The organism is Bradyrhizobium arachidis, assembly GCF_024758505.1.
Classification (GTDB): Bacteria; Pseudomonadota; Alphaproteobacteria; order Rhizobiales; family Xanthobacteraceae; genus Bradyrhizobium; species Bradyrhizobium manausense_C.
This window is the reverse complement of the sequence record NZ_CP077970.1, coordinates 7,845,683-7,864,646: the sequence shown is the minus strand read 5'-3', so window position 1 is coordinate 7,864,646 and position 18,964 is coordinate 7,845,683. Positions and strand designations below refer to the sequence as shown.

Here is an 18,964-nt window from a genome sequence, read left to right as displayed (position 1 = left end):
TCCCACAGCTGCTGTTGGAGATGGCCTGGCTTCTCACCCTCCCCCTCCAGGGGAGGGTAAGCGTCCTGATCAGCCGGAGACGCGCGCATCCCAGCTATCGGCGATTGGCGGTGGTCGCGATGCCGCGGTCATCGTAGGTAAACAGGTGTGGCGGTTCGCCGCGCCTCTCCGGGATGCTCCCTTGAACAAGCCTGTCGTCGTCTCCGAGGAAACGCTGACCGAGCCCGTCGTGGTGGCCGACCTGGCGTCTGTGGCTGCCAAGCCCAGTGCGGGGCCGGCCTATGTCGTGCTTGCCGGAATCAGCGTCTCGCATTTCCTCAACGACACCATGCAGTCGTTGATCGCCTCGGTGTACCCGATCCTGAAGGACACTTACGCGCTCGACTTCGCGCAGATCGGCATGATCACGCTGGCCTTCCAGTTCACGGCCTCGCTGCTCCAGCCGGTGGTCGGGCACTACACCGACAAGAAGGCGCAACCCTATTCGCTGTCGATCGGCATGGCCTCGACCTTCTTCGGGCTGCTGCTGCTGGCCGTTGCACACCAGTATCTCATCATCCTGGTTGCGGCCGCGCTGGTCGGGCTCGGCTCGGCGGTGTTTCATCCGGAGTCCGCACGCATCGCGCGGCTTGCCTCCGGCGGACGCTACGGCTTCGCACAGTCGGTGTTCCAGCTCGGCGGCAGCTTTGGTACCTCGATGGGACCGGTGCTCGCGGCGCTGATCGTCGTGCCGTTCGGGCAGGGCAGCATCGCCTGGTTCTCGTCGATCGCGTTCCTCGCCATTGTCATCCTCTGGCGCATCGGCCGCTGGTACGCGCCGCAGATCACCACGAAGAAAACGGCGCCGCTTCACGCGCATCCGAACGGGCCGAGCTCGCGCCGTGTCGCGGTCGCGCTGCTCGTGCTGGTGGCGCTGCTGTTCTCAAAACAGCTCTACGTCTCGAGCCTGTCGAGCTACTACATCTTCTATCTGATCGACCGTTTCGGCGTGTCGACACAGGCAGCCCAGATCTATCTCTTCATCTTCCTCGCGGCGAACGCGGTCGGCGCGTTCCTCGGCGGCCCCTTGGGCGATCGCTTCGGCCGCAAGATCGTGATCTGGATTTCGATCCTCGGCGCGCTGCCGTTCACACTGGCGCTGCCCTATGTGGGGCTCGTCGGAAGTGCGGTGCTCTCCGTCTTCATCGGGCTCATCATCTCCTCCACGACATCGTCGATCATCGTGTTCGCGCAGGAGCTGGTGCCGCACAGATTCGGCATGATCTCGGGCGTGTTCTTCGGCGTCGCCTTCGGCATCGGCGGCTTAGGCGCTGCCGTGCTCGGCAAGCTCGCCGACCACACCTCGATCGAGTTCGTCTATCAGGTCTGCTCGTATCTTCCGGCGATCGGCCTGCTGGCGGTGTTCCTGCCGAAACTGCCGCGGCACGGGCGTTAACGCTTCCTCTTTCGTTGCGCTGCATTTTCATCAATCGTTAGCAATTGAGCGCGCAGGCGCCGCATTTTTGCAACGCTCTTGCCGCGTGCGCGTGTACGGTGAGAAAAAATCAACCTTAAAAATTAGGGTTAAGTGGCGCTTAAGCATTTAGTGCCATCGTCCGGTCCGTGAGTTTCCAGAACGTGAGGCGTCCGATTTTGCCTCACCGGCCAAAAGGACGAAGCCAATGCGTAGCGTTAAGTCTTTGCTTGCCGCAGGAGCGGCAACCCTGATCTCGTCGATGGCGTTTGCCGCCGACATGCCAATTGCGGCGCCCCCTCCCATGTACGCACCGCCGGCGCCGCCCGCCGACTTCGGCGGCTGGTACCTGCGCGGTGACATCGGCATGACCAACCAGAGCGCAAAGAAGATCGACAGCCTCACGGCGCAGACCTTCCCGACCACCACGAACGGCCTCGGCTTCGACTCCTCGCCGCTGTTCGACCTCGGTGTCGGCTATCGCTTCAACAACTGGTTCCGCGCGGACGTGATCGGTCAGTGGCGCGGCAAGGCCAACCTGCACGGCTCGGACAACGTCATCGCGCCCGGCTTCGTAGGGGCCAACAACTATAGCGGCAGCAAATCCGAGTGGGTCGTCATGGCAAATGCCTATGTCGATCTCGGCACGTGGTGGTGCATCACGCCGTTCATCGGTGCCGGTGTCGGCGGCTCCTACAACAGGATCAGCGGCTTCCGCGACGACGGCGTGTCATACAGCCCATTGCTGAACAACAGCGTCGCCTACTTCGCCGACAACGGAAAGTGGAACTTCGCCTGGGCCGCCCACGCCGGTCTCGCCTACAAGGTCAATCCCGGCTTCACCGTCGAACTGGCCTACAGCTACATGAACCTCGGCGACGCGGCGCCCGGCAACTTCCGCTTGTTCGACAACAGCGCCTCCGGCCCGACCTCGATCAAGATCAAGGACATCACCTCGCACGACCTGAAGCTCGGCGTGCGCTGGGATCTCAACAGCCCGCCGGCCTACATGCCGCCGCCGCTGGTCACCAAGGGCTGATCGCTCGCCCATCTCTTAAAGTCTCTTAACGGCGCGGGATCATCCCGCGCCGTTTTGCTTTGCGTATTTTTCAATGCTCGCCCGGACGAAATTGCCTATTGCAACCATTGGTTAAGGTTAACGGTCCATGATCACTAGCGAAAGTTCGTGTTGGATGGAGCGTTGCGATGCGTAGGTTCATGTTGGTGGCGGCGATGTTGGGATCGGTGTCTGCCGCGCAAGCGGCCGATATGCCCGATCTTCCCATCCTGCGCGGAGGCTTCACCGACGGCCTGTCTGCCTCCAGAACCAGCTGGCAGGGCTATTACGTCGGCGGCCAGGTCGACTACGGCAACATCAAATCGAATATCTCGCCCGTCATGAACAGCGACCTTCAGGCGACGTTCAAGACGCCGGGGCCGACCTATAGCTGGTGGCAACTGCCGGCCGAGGCGAAGAGCAACAACACCGGCTTTGGCGCCTTTGCCGGATACAACGGGCAATGGGACGATGTCGTCCTCGGCATCGAGGCGAACTACAGTCACTTCGGCTTCAAGTCGACCGCGGCCTCGACGGGAAGAACCTGGGACAACGCCAACAACATCATCTCCACCACCGCGTCATCAGCGATCGTCGGCATCTCCGATTTCGGATCGCTGCGCGCGCGCGCCGGCTATGCCTGGGGATGCTTCCTCCCTTATGCGTTCTTCGGCGGCGGGGTCGGCTATCAGACTGTCGATCGCGCCGTTTCGGCGTCTCCGCCGCCGGTGCTGCCCGCCACCACATCCGCGAGCCAATCCAAGCTGGTTTATGGATATTCCGCCGGCCTCGGCGTTGACGTCATGCTCATGGGCGGTCTGTTCGTCCGTGCCGAATACGAATTCCAGCGCGTGACCTCGAGCATCGAGTCGAACATCAATACGATCCGCGCGGGCCTCGGCTACAAGTTCTGACGCGCGCGCATGGCGCCGGTTGACAGGGCTCTTCGGCCCTGATGCTCTGTCGTTTCCTCTTTGTCCGAGCATGATCTTTTCGGAAAAACCGCTGCACACTTTGCGCTAATGCGGCCCTCCGGGTCCGGATCATGCTGTAGGGAGCGGCAGTCATGAAGATCTACGGCGATTCGAATTCCGGCAATTGCCTCAAGGTGAAGTGGGTCTGCGACAAGCTCGCGCTGCCCTATCAGTGGATCGAGATCGACACCCGCAAGGGCGAGACGCGCACAGCGGAATTCCTCAAGATGAACGGCGCCGGCCAGGTGCCGACCGTCGCCTTCGACGACGGCCGTACGCTGGCGCAGTCCAACGCGATCATCCGCTATCTCGCCCGCGATAGCGCGCTCATTCCGCGCGATGCCTTTGCCGCAGCCAAGATGGACGAATGGCTGTTCTGGGAGCAGTACAGCCACGAGCCCTATATTGCCGTGTGCCGCTTCCAGATGGTCTATCTCGGCAGGAGCGCATCCGAGCTCGATCCGGAAAAGGTCAAGCGCGGCTATGCGGCGCTCGACCGGATGGAGCAGCATCTCGAAACCATCAGCTTCTTTGCCGGCGATGCTGCCTCGCTCGCCGACGTCTCGCTGCTGGCCTATACCCGCGTTGCCCATGAGGGTGGCTTTGACCTCGCACGTTACGCCGCGATCCGGCGCTGGATCGGCGAGACCGAGACGTATCTGGGCCTGGCGCCGGCGCGCTGAATTCTGGATCACATCATGGCCGCGAATTCCATCACCATCCGCCGTACCCGCCGCGACGACGTTCCTGTTATCGTCGCCATGCTTGCCGATGACCATCTCGGCAGCGCGCGCGAGCGGCCCGTCGATCCGCTGCCGGCGTCCTATTTCGATGCATTCGAGACCGTGGACCGCGATCCGAACTTCAAGCTCGTGGTCGCCGAGACCGGCGAGGGCAGGGTGGTCGGCTGCCTTCAGCTCTGCATCCTGCCGGGCCTGAGTTCGCAGGGCGCCTCGCGCGGCCTGATCGAGGACGTTCGCGTTGCTTCCGATTGCCGTAGCCGCGGCATCGGCGAGCAACTGGTGCAGTGGGCAGTCGAAGAGGCGCGTGGGCGCGGCTGCAAGCTCGTCGAGCTCTTGACGCACCAGAGCCGCACCGACGCGCAGCGCTTCTACAAGCGGCTCGGATTCGCCGCGAGCCATGTCGGCATGACTGTCCGCTTTTGACGCAAGCCACCGCGTCCCTTGCGCGGCCTGCAAAATTCGCCTGCGCATGCGCGTTCATTAAGAGCTGATAAACTACTTACCCGTCGTTCATGTTCGCCGAGAAGCGATTGGGTGTATCGTCGAGTCTCCCATCCGGCAGGGGGGATATTTCGATGACCAGCTATTCCTTGATCAAGGTCGGTAACGACTACGTGGTGCTGGCCGATCAGCAATGCATTTTGAAGGTCGCGAGCCGGCGCAGGGCGGCGCAATTGATCAGCGAAGCCTTGGGCTTGCTGAATGCCCATGCTGCGGGCGAATCTCCGGCGGAGACGCAGGCCGAACCATCACTCCGCCGTGAGACGCCCAAAGCTCCTTGACGATTCTACCCGTTTCCCGTATTAGCCGCCGCGGGACACCTCCCCCCAACGGGAGGCTTACTATCTGGAAGGGTAGATTATGACTGTAGCGAAGCCCGCTTCGCGGCCGAACGTGCCGCATTTCTCCTCCGGCCCCTGCGCCAAGCGCCCTGGCTGGAATGCCCAAAATCTCAAGGACGCCGCGCTCGGCCGCTCGCATCGCGCGAAGGTCGGCAAGACCAAGCTCAAGCTCGCGATCGATCTGACGCGCGAAGTGCTCGAGGTGCCGGCCGATTATCGCATCGGCATCGTTCCGGCCTCCGATACCGGCGCGGTCGAAATGGCGCTGTGGTCGCTGCTCGGTGCGCGCCCTGTCACTACGCTCGCCTGGGAATCTTTCGGCGAGGGCTGGGTCAGCGATATCGTCAAGGAATTGAAGCTCAAGGACGTCACCAAGCTCAACGCGGCCTATGGTGAGATTCCCGATCTGTCGAAGGTCGATCAGAAGAGCGACGTCGTCTTCACCTGGAACGGCACCACGTCAGGCGTGCGCGTGCCGAACGCCGACTGGATCAGCGCGACTCGCGAAGGCCTCACCATCTGCGACGCGACCTCGGCGGCGTTTGCGCAGCCACTCGACTGGGCCAAGCTCGATGTCGTCACCTTCTCCTGGCAGAAGGCGCTGGGCGGCGAGGCCGCGCACGGCATGCTGATCCTGTCGCCGCGTGCCGTCGAGCGCCTCGAGACCTACAAGCCGGCCTGGCCGCTGCCAAAAATCTTCCGCATGACCAAGGGCGGCAAGATCAACGAAGGCATCTTCGTCGGCGAAACCATCAACACGCCGTCGATGCTCTGCGTCGAGGACTATCTCGATGCGCTGAACTGGGCGAAGTCGATCGGCGGACTCAAGGCGCTAATCGCGCGCGCCGATGCCAACACCAAGGTGCTCGCCGACTGGAAGGCGAAGACGCCCTGGATCGACTTCTTGGCGAAGGACGCTTCGATCCGCTCCAACACCTCGGTGTGCCTCAAGTTCACCGATCCCGCGATCACCTCGCTCTCGGCGGACGCGCAGGCCGACTTCTGCAAGAAGCTGGTCGCGCTGGTCGAGAAGGAAGGCGCGGGCTACGACTTCGCGTACTATCGCGACGCGCCCGCAGGCCTGCGCATCTGGTGCGGCGCCACTGTGGAAGCCAAGGACGTCGAGCTTCTGACCCAGTGGATCGACTGGGCCTTTGCCGAGACCAAGGCGCAGCTCGCCAAGGCGGCGTGATGCTTCCGACCCTTCCCTTGAGGGGGAGGGTCGACGCACCGGCGAGCATGATCCGGAAAAGTGGTTATCCGGTTTTCCGACAAGATCATGCTCAGACAAGACGGTGCGTCGGCGTGGGGTGATCTCTCCACTCGGCGCACTTTTGAAATTCACATCGACAGTTTCACCCCACCCCGGCGCTGAAGCGCCGACCCTCCCCCTCCAGGGGAGGGTGAAGGAAACGTTCAGATGACCAAACCCAAAGTTCTCATTTCCGACGCGCTCTCTCCCGCTGCCGTGCAGATCTTCAAAGATCGCGGCGTTGAGGTCGACTTCCAGCCCAACCTCGGCAAGGACAAGGACAAGCTTGCCGAGATCATCGGCAATTACGACGGTCTCGCGATCCGCTCCGCGACCAAGGCGACCGCCAAGATCATCGACAAGGCGACGAACCTGAAGGTGATCGGCCGCGCCGGCATCGGCGTCGACAATGTCGAGATCCCCGCCGCGACCGCCAAGGGCATCATCGTGATGAACACGCCGTTCGGCAATTCGATCACGACCGCCGAGCATGCCATCACCCTGATGCTGGCGCTCGCCCGCGAGATCCCGCAGGCCGACGCCTCCACCCAGGCCGGCAAATGGGAGAAGAACCGCTTCATGGGCGTCGAGATCACCGGCAAGGTGCTGGGCGTGGTCGGCTGCGGCAACATCGGCTCGATCGTCGCCGACCGCGGCCTGGGCCTGCGCATGAAAGTGATCGCCTACGATCCGTTCCTGTCGCCCGAACGCGCCAAGGACATCGGCGTCGAGAAGGTCGAGCTCGACGATCTCTTGAGGCGTGCCGACTTCATCACGCTGCACACCCCGCTCACCGAGAAGACCAGGAACATCATCGACGCATCAGCGATCGCCAAGATGAAGAAGGGCGTACGCCTGATCAACTGCGCGCGCGGCGGCCTGGTCGACGAGCAGGCGGTGGTCGAAGCGCTGAATTCCAAGCACATCGCGGGCGCGGCCTTCGACGTGTTCGTCGAGGAGCCCGCGAATTCGAACGTGCTGTTCGGCCATCCCAACGTGATCTGCACGCCGCATCTCGGCGCCTCCACCACCGAAGCGCAGGAGAACGTCGCGCTGCAGGTTGCCGAGCAGATGTCGGACTATCTGTTGTCCGGCGCGATCTCGAACGCCATCAACTTTCCCTCGATCACGGCGGAAGAGGCGCCGAAGCTGAAACCCTTCATCGCGCTCGCCGAGAAGCTCGGCTCCTTCGCCGGCCAGCTCACCGAGACCGGCATCTCGAAGGTCACGATCACCTATGAGGGCCATGTCGCGGAGATGAAGATCAAGGCGCTGACCTCCGCCGTGCTGTCCGGCCTGCTGCGGCCGATGCTGGGCGAGGTCAACGTGGTGTCGGCGCCTGTCGTCGCCAAGGAGCGCGGCATGGTGGTCGACGAGGTGACCCGCGCCGCGCAGAGCGACTATGAAAGCCTGATCACGGTGACGGTCGCGACGGAGCGGCAGGAGCGCTCGGTCTCCGGCACCGTCTACCATGACGGCAAGCCGCGGCTGGTCGACATCAAGGGCATCCGCGTCGACGCGGAGTTCGGCAAGTCGATGATCTACGTCACCAACGAGGACAAGCCGGGCTTCATCGGCAAGTTCGCGAGCCTTTTGGGCGACGCCAAGATCAACATCGCAACCTTCCATCTCGGCCGTGTCGAGCAGGGCGGTGATGCGATCGCGCTGGTCGAGGTCGACGGCGCGGTTCCGGCAGACGTTCTCGCCAAGGTGCAGGCGCTGCCGCAGGTCAAGCAGGCCAAGGTGCTGACGTTCTAACTGACACTGTCATTCCGGGGCGCGCGAATGCGCGAACCCGGAATCTCGAGATTCCGGGTTCGATGCTACGCATCGCCCCGGAATGACGACTCCGCGCAGATATTCCGACGTGCGGAACAAGCGCCGCTCCTGCATCCAGGGGCGGCGTTTTTCTTTCCCGCGGCCGGCAAAGTTTGTGTACCAATGGCGCCAAGACTGGCCGTACAAGACCGACCACATCAGGTCGTCCGAAAAGGGAGAGAGCAATGCGTGAAGCCGTAATCGTTTCCTATGCACGCACGGGTCTGGCGAAGTCCGGCCGTGGCGGGTTCAACATCACTCCGCCGATGTCGCTGGCCGCGCACGCCATCAAGCACGCGGTCGATCGCGCCGGCGTCGCCAAGGACTATGTCGAGGATTGCTATCTCGGTAATTGCGCGCATGGCGCACCGAATATCGGCCGTCAGGCGGCGCTGCTCGCGGGCCTGCCGAAATCGACCGCCGGCGTTTCCGTGAACCGCTTCTGCTCCTCGGGCCTGCAGACCATCGCGATGGCCGCCAACTCGATCCGTTCCGACGGCTCCGACTGCATCGTCGCGGGCGGCGTAGAGAGCATCTCGATTCCGGGCGGCGGCTCGCCGAAGGAATCGATCGATCCGGAGCTGCTCAAGACCGCGCCCGACATCTTCATGGCGATGATCGACACCGCCGACATCGTCGCCGAGCGCTACAAGCTCAGCCGCGAATATCAGGACGAGTACTCGCTGGAATCGCAGCGCCGCATGGCGGCCGCCCAGCAGGCCAACAAGTTCAAGGACGAGATCGTCCCGATGAAGACCAAGATGAAGGTCGTGGACAAGGCGACCAAGGCCGAGTCGATCGTCGACTATGTCGTGGACCGTGACGAGTGCAATCGTCCCGAGACCACGCTGGAGGGCCTCGCCAAGCTCGAGCCGGTGAAGGGCCCGGGCAAATACGTCACCGCCGGCAACGCCAGCCAGCTCTCCGACGGCGCTGCGGCCGTTGTGCTCATGGAAGCCAAGGACGCCGAGAAGCGCGGCCTCAATCCGATGGGCCGCTTCGTCGCCTGGGCGTCGGCGGGCTGCGAGCCTGACGAGATGGGCATCGGGCCGATCTTCGCCGTGCCAAAACTCCTGAAGCGCCATGGCCTCAAGATCGACGATATCGATCTCTGGGAGCTCAACGAAGCCTTTGCGAGCCAGTGTCTCTATTCGCGCGACAAGCTCGGCATCGATCCCGCCAAGTATAATGTCAATGGGGGCTCGATTGCGATCGGCCATCCCTTCGGCATGACCGGCGCGCGTCTGACCGGCCATCTGTTGCAGGAAGGACGTCGTCGCAAAGCCAAGTGGGGCGTGGTGACGATGTGCATCGGCGGCGGTCAGGGCGGCGCGGGCCTGTTCGAGATCTACAGCTAACGCGATCGCTTCCGCGCGAGAGGCTTGTATGTAAGACAGCACGGCGCGACGAGCGCCGTGCTTTTTTCGTTATCGGTGTGCTAAGCCCGCGGGCAATTCGCTGGCTTTGGTTGCTGCATCGGTCCGCGGCCGTGCCGGCCGCACACCCTTGCGCCAGTCGGTGATCGAGCAGCCAAAACGGCTGCGGAACCAGCGGGCCATCGCGCTTTGCGCGGAGAAGCCGAGCTGCTGCGCGATTGCCGACAGCGACCGGCCGGGATCCTCGATCAGCTTGGTGACGAGCGCGGCGCGTTGCGCATCGAGGATGGCGGAGAAGCTGGTGCCGCATTCGGCGAGGTGACGGTGGATGGTGCGGCGGTTGCACGCAAAATGCTCTGCCACGCGCTCGACCGTGCAGTTGCCGCTGGCGAGCAGTGCGCGCACGACCTCGTCCACCTTCTCGTCCCAGCCGCCCGGCCGCGTTTCGATGGCTTCGATGCGCTTACGCAGATAGCTCGCCATCAGGGGATGCGCGCTCGCGATCCGGCGGCTCAGATCCTGGGCCGAAATCACCACCGCGTCGATCTCGGAATTGAAGATGAGCGGACAGCCGAAGAATTCGCGATGAGGGCTGCGATCGCGCGGCGGAGCGTAGCTGAAGTGCACCTCGAGCGGCCGCCATTTGTCGCCGCACAGCGCCTGGATCACGCGGTGGATGGTGCCGAGCGCAAGATCGATCGACTGGTTCGAGGCGCTGGGATGACGGCCGCGCAGGCCGAGCGCAATGGTCACCCTGCTTCCGCTGCGCCTGACGTCGAGCCGCATGCCGTCATGGTGGATGTGGATGTAGCGGGCCAGCGCCTCGAGCGCGCTGCCGACCGTCGGCTGTTCGCGAACGACCAGGGCGACGGGGCCGAGATTGGTAAGGCCGCCCCGATCAGCCATGCGCAAGCCGAAATCTTGGGCGCCTGACACTGCTGCCGATGTTTCGAGCAGGCGCCGGAAGCCAGTTACCGCGATCCGAACTTCAGGCCTGTCGAGGCAGGCCAGCGGAAGCCGCGCTCGTCGCATCATCTCGCTGGGGTCGAGTCCGACCGACCGGGCAATGTCCGGATAATGGGTCAGGGCTGCGCTGCGAATGAGATCGGTCATACCAGCCATTCCAGCAGATGTCCCGAACTGTAAAATTTCTGTCCCAATCCGTCAAATCCCGGAGCCGGTCGAGACATACATACGCAAAACCGAAAGCGCTGGCGCCGAAGCCAGGCTTACGACGGCCTCCCGGGCGTTCGGGATTGCCGCCTCGGATCCTTTGATCAAAACATTATTGAGCCGGATATGATGCCAGGAAACACGATTTCCAAGGGTGAGGTATTCGTCATTGATACCGACGCCTCCTCCCGCGAACAGCTTTCGACGGCGCTTCAGCAGAAGGCCTATGAGGTCATCTGCTTTGCCGATGGTGCCTCGCTGCTGTCGGAAGCGAAGCTCCGCATGCCCGCCTGCGTCCTGCTTGAGGTGCAGGCGTCCGACCATTCGGGGCTCGATGTCCTGAAGCAGCTCCGCGAGGAGAACTGCATGGCACCGATCCTGATGACGTCGGCGAATGGCAGCATCGCCATGGCCGTCGACGCGATCCGGAGCGGCGCGTTCGATTTCATCGAGAAGCCGTTTCAAAGCCACGACGTCGCCGATCGCATCCATGCTGCCATCGACGAGTTCGCCCACCCGGATTCGAGCCGGCAGCGCTGGATTGCCGGCTGCGAGCCGTTGACGGAGCGCGAGGCCGACGTGCTCCAGCATCTTGCCGCCGGCCTCACCAACAAGGGGATCGCCCGACAGATGCGGCTGAGCGCGCGGACGGTTGAGGGTTACCGCGCCAGCGTCCTCAAGAAGGCCAATGCCAAGAACGTGACCGATTTGCTCCGCCGCATCTACGGGCAAGCCTGAACCACGGCTGAACCGTGGTCATCCGGCTGTGCGGCCGGATGACGCGACAGGCGGCGACGCCGCCGCCCCACGGAAACCTCAATCGAACCAGTTCCTTCCTTGCTGCGTCTCATCTCGATGGCGAGGCATCTTCTCGCGCGCCCGGCTGGTGGCGCGGCGAGGCTGGCAGGAGGGAATTCATGCGAACGATCGCAAAGTGTCTGGTTACGACGAGTCTGGTCCTGGTCACGGCGGCGGCCGCAGCGCCGTCCTGGGCCGCGGATGTGGACGCCAATTCAGCCATCGACGCCGTCACCGTCTATCCCGATGGCGGAAGCATCACCCGCGTCATCGCGCTGGACCTGCCGTCCGGCGATAGCACGCTGGTCGCCAAGGACTTTCCGCCGACGCTCGATCCTTCGTCGTTGCGGGTCGAGGGCGAAGGCGGGGCCAAGCTGACCATCGGCTCGATCGACGCACGGCCGCCGCGCGCCGCGCCACCCATCAATCTCCCTGAAATCGACAAGCGCATCCAGGCCCTGAAGGACGAGCGCGGCAATCTGCAAGGTTCGATCGACGCGGCCAACGCGCGGCGCAAATTTGCCGAACGCTTTGCCGAAGCATCGCCCGCCGGCATCGGCGAGAAGGGCGAGGCGCGGCCGATCTCCGAATGGCGTGCGGCCTTTGCCGCCGTCGCGGAGGAGATCGCGACCGCCGACACCGCGATCCGCGAGGCCACGCGCAAGCAGCGCGACATCGATCGCCAGATCGGCCAGCTGGAAGCCGAGCGTTCGGCCAAGCCGCCGAGCAAGCTGGAGGTCCGGATCGACGTCGCGGCGGCTGCCGCCACGAAGGCGACGTTGCGGGTGACCTACAATGTGCGCAACGCGCGCTGGCTGCCGCTCTACGACGCCCGTCTCGATACCGGGACCAAGGACCGCAAGCCGCAGCTCGAACTGGTGCGCCGCGCCGAGATCACGCAGGCGACCGGCGAGGACTGGTCGAATGTCAGCCTCGGTGTCTCCACCGTCCGCGTCAGTCGCGGCGGCAGCGCGCCGGAGCTGAATTCGCTGGTCGTCAAATATCCGCAGATTCCGAAGCCGCTGGCGCTGGGCACGGCGTCCGACATGGCGATGCCGGCGCAACCGATGACGCGGCAGGCGCAGTCCCCGGCGATGGCGAAAGCCGCCGAGGCCCCCGAGCAGCGCGAGCGGGCCGACGAGCAGCAAGCCAACGCTGAGATCGGCGATTTCCAGGCCGTGTATCAGATCTCCGGTCGCGTCAGCCTCGGCGCCAATGAGGGCGCCAAGAGCCTGCTCATCTCGTCCATGACGGTCACACCTGACCTCGCGATCCGTGCCGCCCCGGTCGTGGATCCGACCGCCTATCTCGAAGCCTCCTTCAAGCTCGCCGAGGATACCAACCTGCTGCCGGGCAAGGTCGCGATCTTCCGCGACGGCACCTTTGTCGGCCGCAGCAAATTCTCGACCGCCGCGCGCAATGACGCGATCCGGCTTGGCTTCGGCGCCGACGACAAGATCAAGATCGAGCGCACCGTCATCAGGCAGAACGAAGGCACGGCCGGCGTGATCGCGTCGTCCAAGACCGATGCCCGCTCGTTCCGCACCGTCGTTCGTAATGGCCACGATTTCCCGATCCGCATCGCGATCGAGGATCAACTTCCGGTCAGCGAGAACGAGGACATTGCAGTCGAGATGCTGCCCTCGACCACGCCGCCCACATCGACCAATTTGCACGACAAACGCGGCGTGCTGGAATGGGCATTCGAAGCGAAGCCTGCCGAGGTCAAGGAGATCAAGTTCGGTTGGCGCATCCGCTGGCCCAAGGACAAGGGCATCGTCATGACGCCGGCGGGCTGAAGCTCGCGGCGTTGGCTGCGCGCATCGATTGCGGCAGCAGATAAGGTACGCCGTCATCGGCCCTGCCGATGACGGCGTCGATCTCGAAGATGTCGCGGATCATGCTGTCGGTCACGACGTCGTGGCGGCTGCCGTCGGCGACGAGCTTGCCATGGCGCAGCACCACGAGGCGGTCGGCAAGCCGGATCGCCAGATTGAGGTCGTGAACGATCGCGACAACAGCCGTGCCATTGGCGGCGCGGCGTCGCGCGGCTTCGACAAGGTCGATCTGGTGACGCAAATCGAGGCTGGAGGTCGGCTCGTCCAGCAGCAGCAGCCCCGGTCCATGCGCGGCCTCGCCGCAGGCCAACTGCACCAGCACGCGCGCGAAATGGGCGCGCTGCTGCTCACCGCCGGAGAGCGTCGGCAGTTGTCGGGCGCGAAAGCCTTCGAGGCCGACTTCGTGCAAGGCGGCATCGACCAGCGGCGCGGCATCCTGCGCGCCGCGATCGCCCGCGCCCATCAGCACAATCTCTTCCACCGTGAAGGGGAAGGTGACGTGGATGTGCTGCGACAGCATCGCGCGATTGAGGGCGAGTTCGCGCGGCCTGTAGGTGCGGATGTTGCGCTGCTTGAGATGCACCTCGCCCTGGGTGGGACGCAGATCGCCGGAGAGCAACCGGAGCAGGGTCGACTTTCCGGCGCCGTTGGGGCCGACGATAGCGACGATCTCGCCGGCCGCGACGCGCAGGTCGATCGCGTCGACGAGGGTCGCGTGACCGACGCGCTTGGTCAGGGCGCGGGCTTCGATCACATCGGTCATAGCGTGGCGAGCCCGCGCTGCCGCAAGAGAATCCCGAGGAAGAAGGGTGCACCGACCGCGGCGGTCAGAATACCGATCGGCATCTCGGCCGGCGCCACGATGGTGCGCGCCAGTGTGTCGGCACCGACGAGCAAGACGGCGCCGAGCAGCACGGAGGCCGGCAGCAGCAGGCGATGGGCGGGTCCGATCACGAGCCGTAACAGATGCGGCACGACGATGCCGACGAAGCCGATGACGCCGCAGACCGAGACCGCGACACCGGTCATCGCAGCGACCAGCACGATCGCGATCCGTTTCAATCGCTCGACGTCGACGCCGCCGTGAAAGGCGTCGGCCTCGCCGAGCACGAGCAGGTCGAGCCCGCGCGCGATGAAGACGCACGTCGCGAGACCGAGCAGCAGCACCGGCGCAAGCATGGCGTCCTTGGTCCAGGTTGCGCCGCTCATCGATCCCAGCAGCCAGAACGTGATGTCGCGGAGCTGACGGTCGTCGGCGATGAACGCGAGCAGTCCGATGCCGGCATTGGTGATCGCGCCGATGGCAACGCCGGCGAGCAGGAAGATCGCAATCGAGGTGCGGCCCGAGCGGCTGCTGATGCCGTAGAGGATGGCGGTCGTGACCAGCGATCCCGCAAATGCGGCGAGCGGCAACAGCTCGGTCTGGAGAAAACGCAACGCCTCGCCCATCCGCGAATCCGTGAAGACGATGGCGGCAGCGGCCGCCAGCGCACCGCCGCTGGAGACACCGACCAGCGCGGGATCGGCGAGGGGGTTGCGAAACAGGCCCTGCATGATGGCACCTGACATCGCAAGAAGTCCGCCGACCATGGCGGCGGCTGCGATCCGCGGAATCCGGATCGACCACAGCACGAGCTGGTCGCGCGGTGCCATGGGATCGGCGGCGCCCTGTTGCCAAAGGCCGAGCGCTGCCGGCAGACGGCTGAGCGGAATGCCGGCCGCGCCGACCGTGAGCGCGATGACCGCCGCGATCGTGAGCGCGACAAGCAGGACGGCAATCGTCAACGGTGCAGGGCGCCGTCGCGTTCGCGGTCGGCCGCGCAGATCGCCGGCCTTGCTGTCGACCGCGAGGCTCATTGCCGGCAATTGGCCGAGAGCACGGCAGATGCGAACGAGCCCGACTGCCCCGCCAGCGCCGGATAGAGTTTGAGCGAGAGGTCGCGCGCGGCGGCCGCGGTGCGCGGGCCGAAGCCGAGCAGATAAAGGCCATCCATCGCGATGAAGGCTTTGGCGCCCGCCGCGGGCGTCAGCGCGAACGCCGGATGGGCATAGATCGCGTCGGCCTGGAGCGAATCCGCGCCGCGCTCGATCGACAGCACGACGTCGGGCTTGGCCGCGACGATGGCTTCGTCGCCCATCGGCTTGTAGCCGTCATAGTCGGACACCGCATTGGCCGCACCGGCGAGCTGGATGATCTCGTCGGCCGCGGTCTTGCGTCCGGCGACCATGGCGCGGCCGTTGAGGAGCGACATCACGAACATCACGCGCACCGGCTTCGTCACCCTGGCGCGCAGCTCGCGCAATTGCGTGAGATCGGAGGCAACCGCCGTACTCAGGCATTCGGCGCGGGCATCGACGCCCATGGCGTGGCCGACCAGCCGGATTTTTTCCAAGAGTCCCTGCTCGGAGAACGTCTCGGGCACCAGTACCAGCGGCACCTTTGCGGTCTCGAGCACGTCCATGGTCTCGCGCGGGCCGGAGCCCTGCACCGCCAGGATCAGCGTGGGATTGAGACCGAGCACGCCCTCGGCGGAGATCTGGCGCATGTAGCCGACATTGGGCTTTTCGCGCAGCGCAGCCGGCGGATAAAGGCTGGTGGTGTCGATCCCGACCAGCCGGCCGTCTAACCCCAGCGCATAGAGGATCTCGGTGATGGCGCCGCCGATCGACACCGTGCGCGCCGCGTCGTTGATCGCGATGTCACGGTTGCGCGCATCATGCACGGTGATGCCGTCGGCGTGTGCAGCCGCCCCGAGTGCAAGGCCGCCGACCAGCATGATACGCATGAGCATGCGACAAATTGTCATTGCGATTACTTCGTGAGGATGAGCTTGTTTTGCGACGTCAGGCGCAGGCGATACTTGTCCTCGCCATGCGCGATGATGATCTCGCGCTCGGCGGCGAACAGGTCGCGGCTGTCGATGCGATTGCCCTGCATGATCAGGGTCTTTGCAGCTGCGCAAGGGCCATCCGCCTCCCTTCCGGCGTCGCCGATCTCGTCTCCGGAAGTTGCTGACATTGTCTTTGTGACGCGCTTTCGAAATTCCTGGATGTTGCACCCGCTTGTATAAGCGGGCGGAAGCGCATTCCAACGGCTGCGATTTACAATCGATATAAATTGCAACAGCGTTTCTTGACCGTCCTGATGTGGGGACGTAACCAAAGAGGGTGCGGTACGAGCCGGGGAGCTCGCGCCTGCCAACCAATAGCCAGCCAGTCGCTTCGCGCATCGCGAGCGCACGCCAGCCAAACCAACAAAAGATGATGATCGGGCTGGGGCTAGTATGGCTGACAGGGCTAGGGTTTCGCGCGCCCTGATTTTGGGCGCGTCGGTGGTTTCATTTGCGGCAGTTCTGTCGGAGAGCGGTTTTGCGCAGAACGCGGAGCCGCAAGGCACGCGTGCGGCCTCCGAGCGGCCGAAGCAAGCCAGGCGCAAACCGCCGAAGCCCCAGGCCGAGCAGCAGGCTGCGACCAGCGTATTCGACGCGCGTGCGCAGGCCGGCATCGTCGGCGTCCAGACGCTCGACACCATCACCGTTGCCGCGTCAAAAACTCCGGAGCGTGCGATCGATGCGCTCGCGCCTGTCTCTTCCGTGTCGCTCGAGAAGATCCAGGGTCTCCAGCCCAACCGGTTGTCGGATGTTTTCTATGCCGTGCCAGGCGTGTCGTTCCAGGAGCGCGGCGACGATCCCGCGACGGTCATCAACATTCGCGGCTTGCAGGACTTTGGCCGCGTCGCGGTCGTGGTCGACGGCGCGCGGCAGAACTACCAGCGCACCGGCCATAACGCCAACGGCTCCTTCTTCCTCGATCCCGAGCTCGTCGGCGGCATCGATGTCGTGCGCGGTCCGACGGCAAATATCTATGGCTCCGGCGCGATCGGCGGCCTGGTCTCGTTCCGCACCAAGGACATCAACGACGTCGTGCGTCCCGGCGAGCGCTGGGGTGTCGATCTCTCCGGCTCCTACGGCACCAACAAGGATCGCGGCCTCGGCTCGGTGTTCGGCGGCGTGCGCGCAACGCCCGACGTCGACATTTTTGGCGGCGCGGTCTACCGCACGCAAGGCAACTACAAGGACGGTAACGGCACCACGATCGGCAACACCGGCAATGACATCGCGGCCGGGTTGATGAAGCTCACCGTGCGGCCGGCGCTCGGTCACGAGGTCAAGCTCGGCAGCGTCTTCCAGGACTACCAGTACAATATCGGCCAGTTCAACACCGGTCCGGTGGCGACCGCCGCGCAGCGCGCGCTGTACCAGGGCTCCTCGGTCTATGCGTCCGACGCCAAGAATTACCTGGGCACGATCACCTGGAACTATGCGCTGCCGAGCGACAATCTGTTCGACTGGCATATGTCGGTCTACGGCAACCGCGTCGATAACGACCAGACCAAGACGTATCATTACTCGACCGGCGGAGCTGCCTTTTGCGGCGCCGGCAACACCGGCAACAACATCTCGGGCTGTGTCGGCGACAAGCGCGGCTATGTGCTTGACACCTTCGGCATCGACCTCAACAACACCACCCGCTTCAATGTCGGCGACTGGCGCAACGCCGTCACCTGGGGCCTCGACGCATTCCAGGACAACGTGAAGACCTCGGACAGCCGCGGCAATTCCAACATCACGACGCCGAGCGGCATTCGAACCGTGTCGGGCGGCTTCGTGCAGTTGAAGCAGAACTACGGCACCTGGTTCGAGGCCGTCAGCGCGATCCGCTTCGATCGCTACGACCTCGACTCCGGCACGACGCACTCCGGCGGCGACCGCTTCTCGCCAAAGATCACCCTCGGCGTCACGCCGGTTGCCGGTTTCACGCCCTATGTCAGCTATGCCGAGGGGTATCGCGCGCCGTCGATCACCGAGACCGTGATCTCGGGCGCACATGCGACCGGCGGCGGGCCGGCCTTCTTCGTTTGCCCGAACGGCACCACCGGCCTGTTCTGCTTCCTGCCTAACCCGAACCTTCGTCCCGAGGTCGGCAGGAACAAGGAAATTGGCCTCAACCTGAAGTATGACGGCATCTTCACGGCCGCCGACTCGTTCCGCGGCAAGTTCAATCTCTTCCGCAACGACGTCAGCGACTATATCGACCTCGTCGCCTCAACGCCGGTCGCGGTGCCGCCGTTTGGCTCCTTCAGCCAGTTCTACCAGTACCAGAACATCGCCAACGCGCGGATCCAGGGCTTTGAGGCGGAGACGATGTACGACGCCGGTCTCTGGTTCGTCGGGATCGCTGGCCACTACATCCAGGGCAAGAACACGCAGACCGGTATCGGCCTTGCGACCATCACGCCGCGCAAGGTCGTCACGACCGGCGGTGTCCGCTTGCTCGATCAGAAGCTGGTCCTGGCGGCGCAATGGGCCTCCTACGGGCCCAACAACGACGTGCCCGCCGGCTACCTGCCCGCGACGGGCTATGAGCTGGTCAATCTGTACCTGACCTACAACGCGACGCGGGACATCGTCTTCACCGCCTCGATCGACAATCTCTTGAACCAGTACTACCGGCCTTACGCGATCCCCGGCAGCTCCACCGACGGCACCACGCAGAATGACGTGCTGTGGTCGAGCCCGGGACCGGGACGGGTCTACAAGGCCGGCCTGAAGATCCACTTTGGAGGCGCGTAACCGGCGA

General features: G+C 64.3%; 17 protein-coding genes. 12 read left to right on the top strand and 5 right to left on the bottom strand.

Features of this window, described 5'->3' with window-relative positions; genetic code table 11:
* Window positions 1-181: 181 nt before the first annotated feature.
* The 9 genes from KUF59_RS36395 (at window position 182) to KUF59_RS36355 (ending at window position 9,497) form a co-directional block, all read left to right on the top strand.
* Entirely contained in the window at window positions 182-1,435 is a 1,254-nt protein-coding gene (locus tag KUF59_RS36395) for an MFS transporter (protein ID WP_212462255.1), read from the top strand.
* A gap of 226 nt (window positions 1,436-1,661) precedes the next feature.
* On the top strand, window positions 1,662-2,492 hold the full coding sequence (locus KUF59_RS36390) for an outer membrane protein (protein WP_212462254.1): 831 nt from the start codon (window positions 1,662-1,664) through the stop codon (window positions 2,490-2,492).
* Between the two features lie 167 nt (window positions 2,493-2,659).
* On the top strand, window positions 2,660-3,424 hold the full coding sequence (locus tag KUF59_RS36385) for an outer membrane protein (RefSeq protein WP_212462253.1): 765 nt from the start codon (window positions 2,660-2,662) through the stop codon (window positions 3,422-3,424).
* 152 nt (window positions 3,425-3,576) lie between these two features.
* The gene (locus KUF59_RS36380) at window positions 3,577-4,167 is read left to right on the top strand and encodes a glutathione S-transferase family protein (protein WP_212462252.1); all 591 of its coding nucleotides are present in this window, start codon (window positions 3,577-3,579) and stop codon (window positions 4,165-4,167) included.
* A 15-nt stretch (window positions 4,168-4,182) separates the two neighbouring features.
* Complete coding sequence (locus KUF59_RS36375; protein WP_212462251.1) at window positions 4,183-4,650, top strand: GNAT family N-acetyltransferase; 468 nt, start codon at window positions 4,183-4,185, stop codon at window positions 4,648-4,650.
* Between the two features lie 152 nt (window positions 4,651-4,802).
* Window positions 4,803-5,009 carry a hypothetical protein gene (locus KUF59_RS36370; protein ID WP_212462250.1) on the top strand — a complete coding sequence of 69 codons (207 nt, stop codon included), beginning with the start codon at window positions 4,803-4,805 and terminating at the stop codon, window positions 5,007-5,009.
* A gap of 79 nt (window positions 5,010-5,088) precedes the next feature.
* The gene (locus KUF59_RS36365; protein ID WP_212462249.1) at window positions 5,089-6,261 is read left to right on the top strand and encodes a phosphoserine transaminase; all 1,173 of its coding nucleotides are present in this window, start codon (window positions 5,089-5,091) and stop codon (window positions 6,259-6,261) included.
* Window positions 6,262-6,489: 228 nt separating this feature from the next.
* The gene (serA, locus tag KUF59_RS36360) at window positions 6,490-8,079 is read left to right on the top strand and encodes a phosphoglycerate dehydrogenase (RefSeq protein ID WP_212462248.1); all 1,590 of its coding nucleotides are present in this window, start codon (window positions 6,490-6,492) and stop codon (window positions 8,077-8,079) included.
* A 245-nt stretch (window positions 8,080-8,324) separates the two neighbouring features.
* Window positions 8,325-9,497 (top strand): thiolase family protein, encoded by a 1,173-nt coding sequence (locus KUF59_RS36355; RefSeq protein WP_212462247.1) that lies wholly within the window; start codon window positions 8,325-8,327, stop codon window positions 9,495-9,497.
* Between the two features lie 69 nt (window positions 9,498-9,566).
* On the opposite strand, the gene KUF59_RS36350 is transcribed toward KUF59_RS36355, so the two are convergent.
* A complete protein-coding gene (locus KUF59_RS36350; protein WP_212462246.1) occupies window positions 9,567-10,628 on the bottom strand; it encodes an AraC family transcriptional regulator in 1,062 nt (353 codons plus the stop codon).
* Between the two features lie 189 nt (window positions 10,629-10,817).
* Between KUF59_RS36350 and KUF59_RS36345 the strand changes: the two genes are divergently transcribed.
* Together KUF59_RS36345 and KUF59_RS36340 are read left to right on the top strand one after the other, a co-directional pair.
* Window positions 10,818-11,426, top strand: coding sequence for a response regulator transcription factor (locus KUF59_RS36345; RefSeq protein WP_212462345.1), 609 nt, complete (start codon window positions 10,818-10,820; stop codon window positions 11,424-11,426).
* A gap of 179 nt (window positions 11,427-11,605) precedes the next feature.
* Entirely contained in the window at window positions 11,606-13,285 is a 1,680-nt protein-coding gene (locus KUF59_RS36340) for a mucoidy inhibitor MuiA family protein (protein WP_258767831.1), read from the top strand.
* Here the strand turns inward: KUF59_RS36340 and KUF59_RS36335 are convergent.
* The 4 genes from KUF59_RS36335 to KUF59_RS36320 are packed head-to-tail and all read right to left on the bottom strand — an operon-like array spanning window position 13,266 to window position 16,343.
* Window positions 13,266-14,087, bottom strand: a complete 822-nt coding sequence (locus KUF59_RS36335; protein WP_212462244.1) for a heme ABC transporter ATP-binding protein — start codon at window positions 14,085-14,087, stop codon at window positions 13,266-13,268. The two genes, KUF59_RS36340 and KUF59_RS36335, sit on opposite strands and share 20 nt — an antisense overlap.
* The gene (locus KUF59_RS36330) at window positions 14,084-15,181 is read right to left on the bottom strand and encodes a FecCD family ABC transporter permease (RefSeq protein ID WP_258767830.1); all 1,098 of its coding nucleotides are present in this window, start codon (window positions 15,179-15,181) and stop codon (window positions 14,084-14,086) included. Before KUF59_RS36330 ends, KUF59_RS36335 begins: the two co-directional genes overlap by 4 nt.
* Window positions 15,178-16,131 (bottom strand): heme/hemin ABC transporter substrate-binding protein, encoded by a 954-nt coding sequence (locus tag KUF59_RS36325; RefSeq protein WP_212462242.1) that lies wholly within the window; start codon window positions 16,129-16,131, stop codon window positions 15,178-15,180. Before KUF59_RS36325 ends, KUF59_RS36330 begins: the two co-directional genes overlap by 4 nt.
* A gap of 5 nt (window positions 16,132-16,136) precedes the next feature.
* Window positions 16,137-16,343: a hemin uptake protein HemP gene (locus KUF59_RS36320; RefSeq protein ID WP_249140935.1), complete on the bottom strand. Its 207-nt coding sequence runs from the start codon at window positions 16,341-16,343 to the stop codon at window positions 16,137-16,139.
* Window positions 16,344-16,608: 265 nt separating this feature from the next.
* Here KUF59_RS36320 and KUF59_RS36315 point away from each other — a divergent pair, with 265 nt between their 5' ends.
* Window positions 16,609-18,957: a TonB-dependent hemoglobin/transferrin/lactoferrin family receptor gene (locus KUF59_RS36315; protein ID WP_212462240.1), complete on the top strand. Its 2,349-nt coding sequence runs from the start codon at window positions 16,609-16,611 to the stop codon at window positions 18,955-18,957.
* Window positions 18,958-18,964: the final 7 nt, after the last annotated feature.

Coding starts and splice junctions, on each gene's coding strand:
- KUF59_RS36390 (WP_212462254.1), top strand. CDS start 1,662: ATGCGTAGCGTTAAGTCTTTGCTTGCCGCAGGAGCGGCAACCCTGATC.
- KUF59_RS36385 (WP_212462253.1), top strand. CDS start 2,660: ATGCGTAGGTTCATGTTGGTGGCGGCGATGTTGGGATCGGTGTCTGCC.
- KUF59_RS36380 (WP_212462252.1), top strand. CDS start 3,577: ATGAAGATCTACGGCGATTCGAATTCCGGCAATTGCCTCAAGGTGAAG.
- KUF59_RS36375 (WP_212462251.1), top strand. CDS start 4,183: ATGGCCGCGAATTCCATCACCATCCGCCGTACCCGCCGCGACGACGTT.
- KUF59_RS36370 (WP_212462250.1), top strand. CDS start 4,803: ATGACCAGCTATTCCTTGATCAAGGTCGGTAACGACTACGTGGTGCTG.
- KUF59_RS36365 (WP_212462249.1), top strand. CDS start 5,089: ATGACTGTAGCGAAGCCCGCTTCGCGGCCGAACGTGCCGCATTTCTCC.
- serA (WP_212462248.1), top strand. CDS start 6,490: ATGACCAAACCCAAAGTTCTCATTTCCGACGCGCTCTCTCCCGCTGCC.
- KUF59_RS36355 (WP_212462247.1), top strand. CDS start 8,325: ATGCGTGAAGCCGTAATCGTTTCCTATGCACGCACGGGTCTGGCGAAG.
- KUF59_RS36350 (WP_212462246.1), bottom strand. CDS start 10,628: ATGACCGATCTCATTCGCAGCGCAGCCCTGACCCATTATCCGGACATT.
- KUF59_RS36345 (WP_212462345.1), top strand. CDS start 10,818: ATGCCAGGAAACACGATTTCCAAGGGTGAGGTATTCGTCATTGATACC.
- KUF59_RS36340 (WP_258767831.1), top strand. CDS start 11,606: ATGCGAACGATCGCAAAGTGTCTGGTTACGACGAGTCTGGTCCTGGTC.
- KUF59_RS36335 (WP_212462244.1), bottom strand. CDS start 14,087: ATGACCGATGTGATCGAAGCCCGCGCCCTGACCAAGCGCGTCGGTCAC.
- KUF59_RS36330 (WP_258767830.1), bottom strand. CDS start 15,181: ATGAGCCTCGCGGTCGACAGCAAGGCCGGCGATCTGCGCGGCCGACCG.
- KUF59_RS36325 (WP_212462242.1), bottom strand. CDS start 16,131: ATGACAATTTGTCGCATGCTCATGCGTATCATGCTGGTCGGCGGCCTT.
- KUF59_RS36320 (WP_249140935.1), bottom strand. CDS start 16,343: ATGTCAGCAACTTCCGGAGACGAGATCGGCGACGCCGGAAGGGAGGCG.
- KUF59_RS36315 (WP_212462240.1), top strand. CDS start 16,609: ATGGCTGACAGGGCTAGGGTTTCGCGCGCCCTGATTTTGGGCGCGTCG.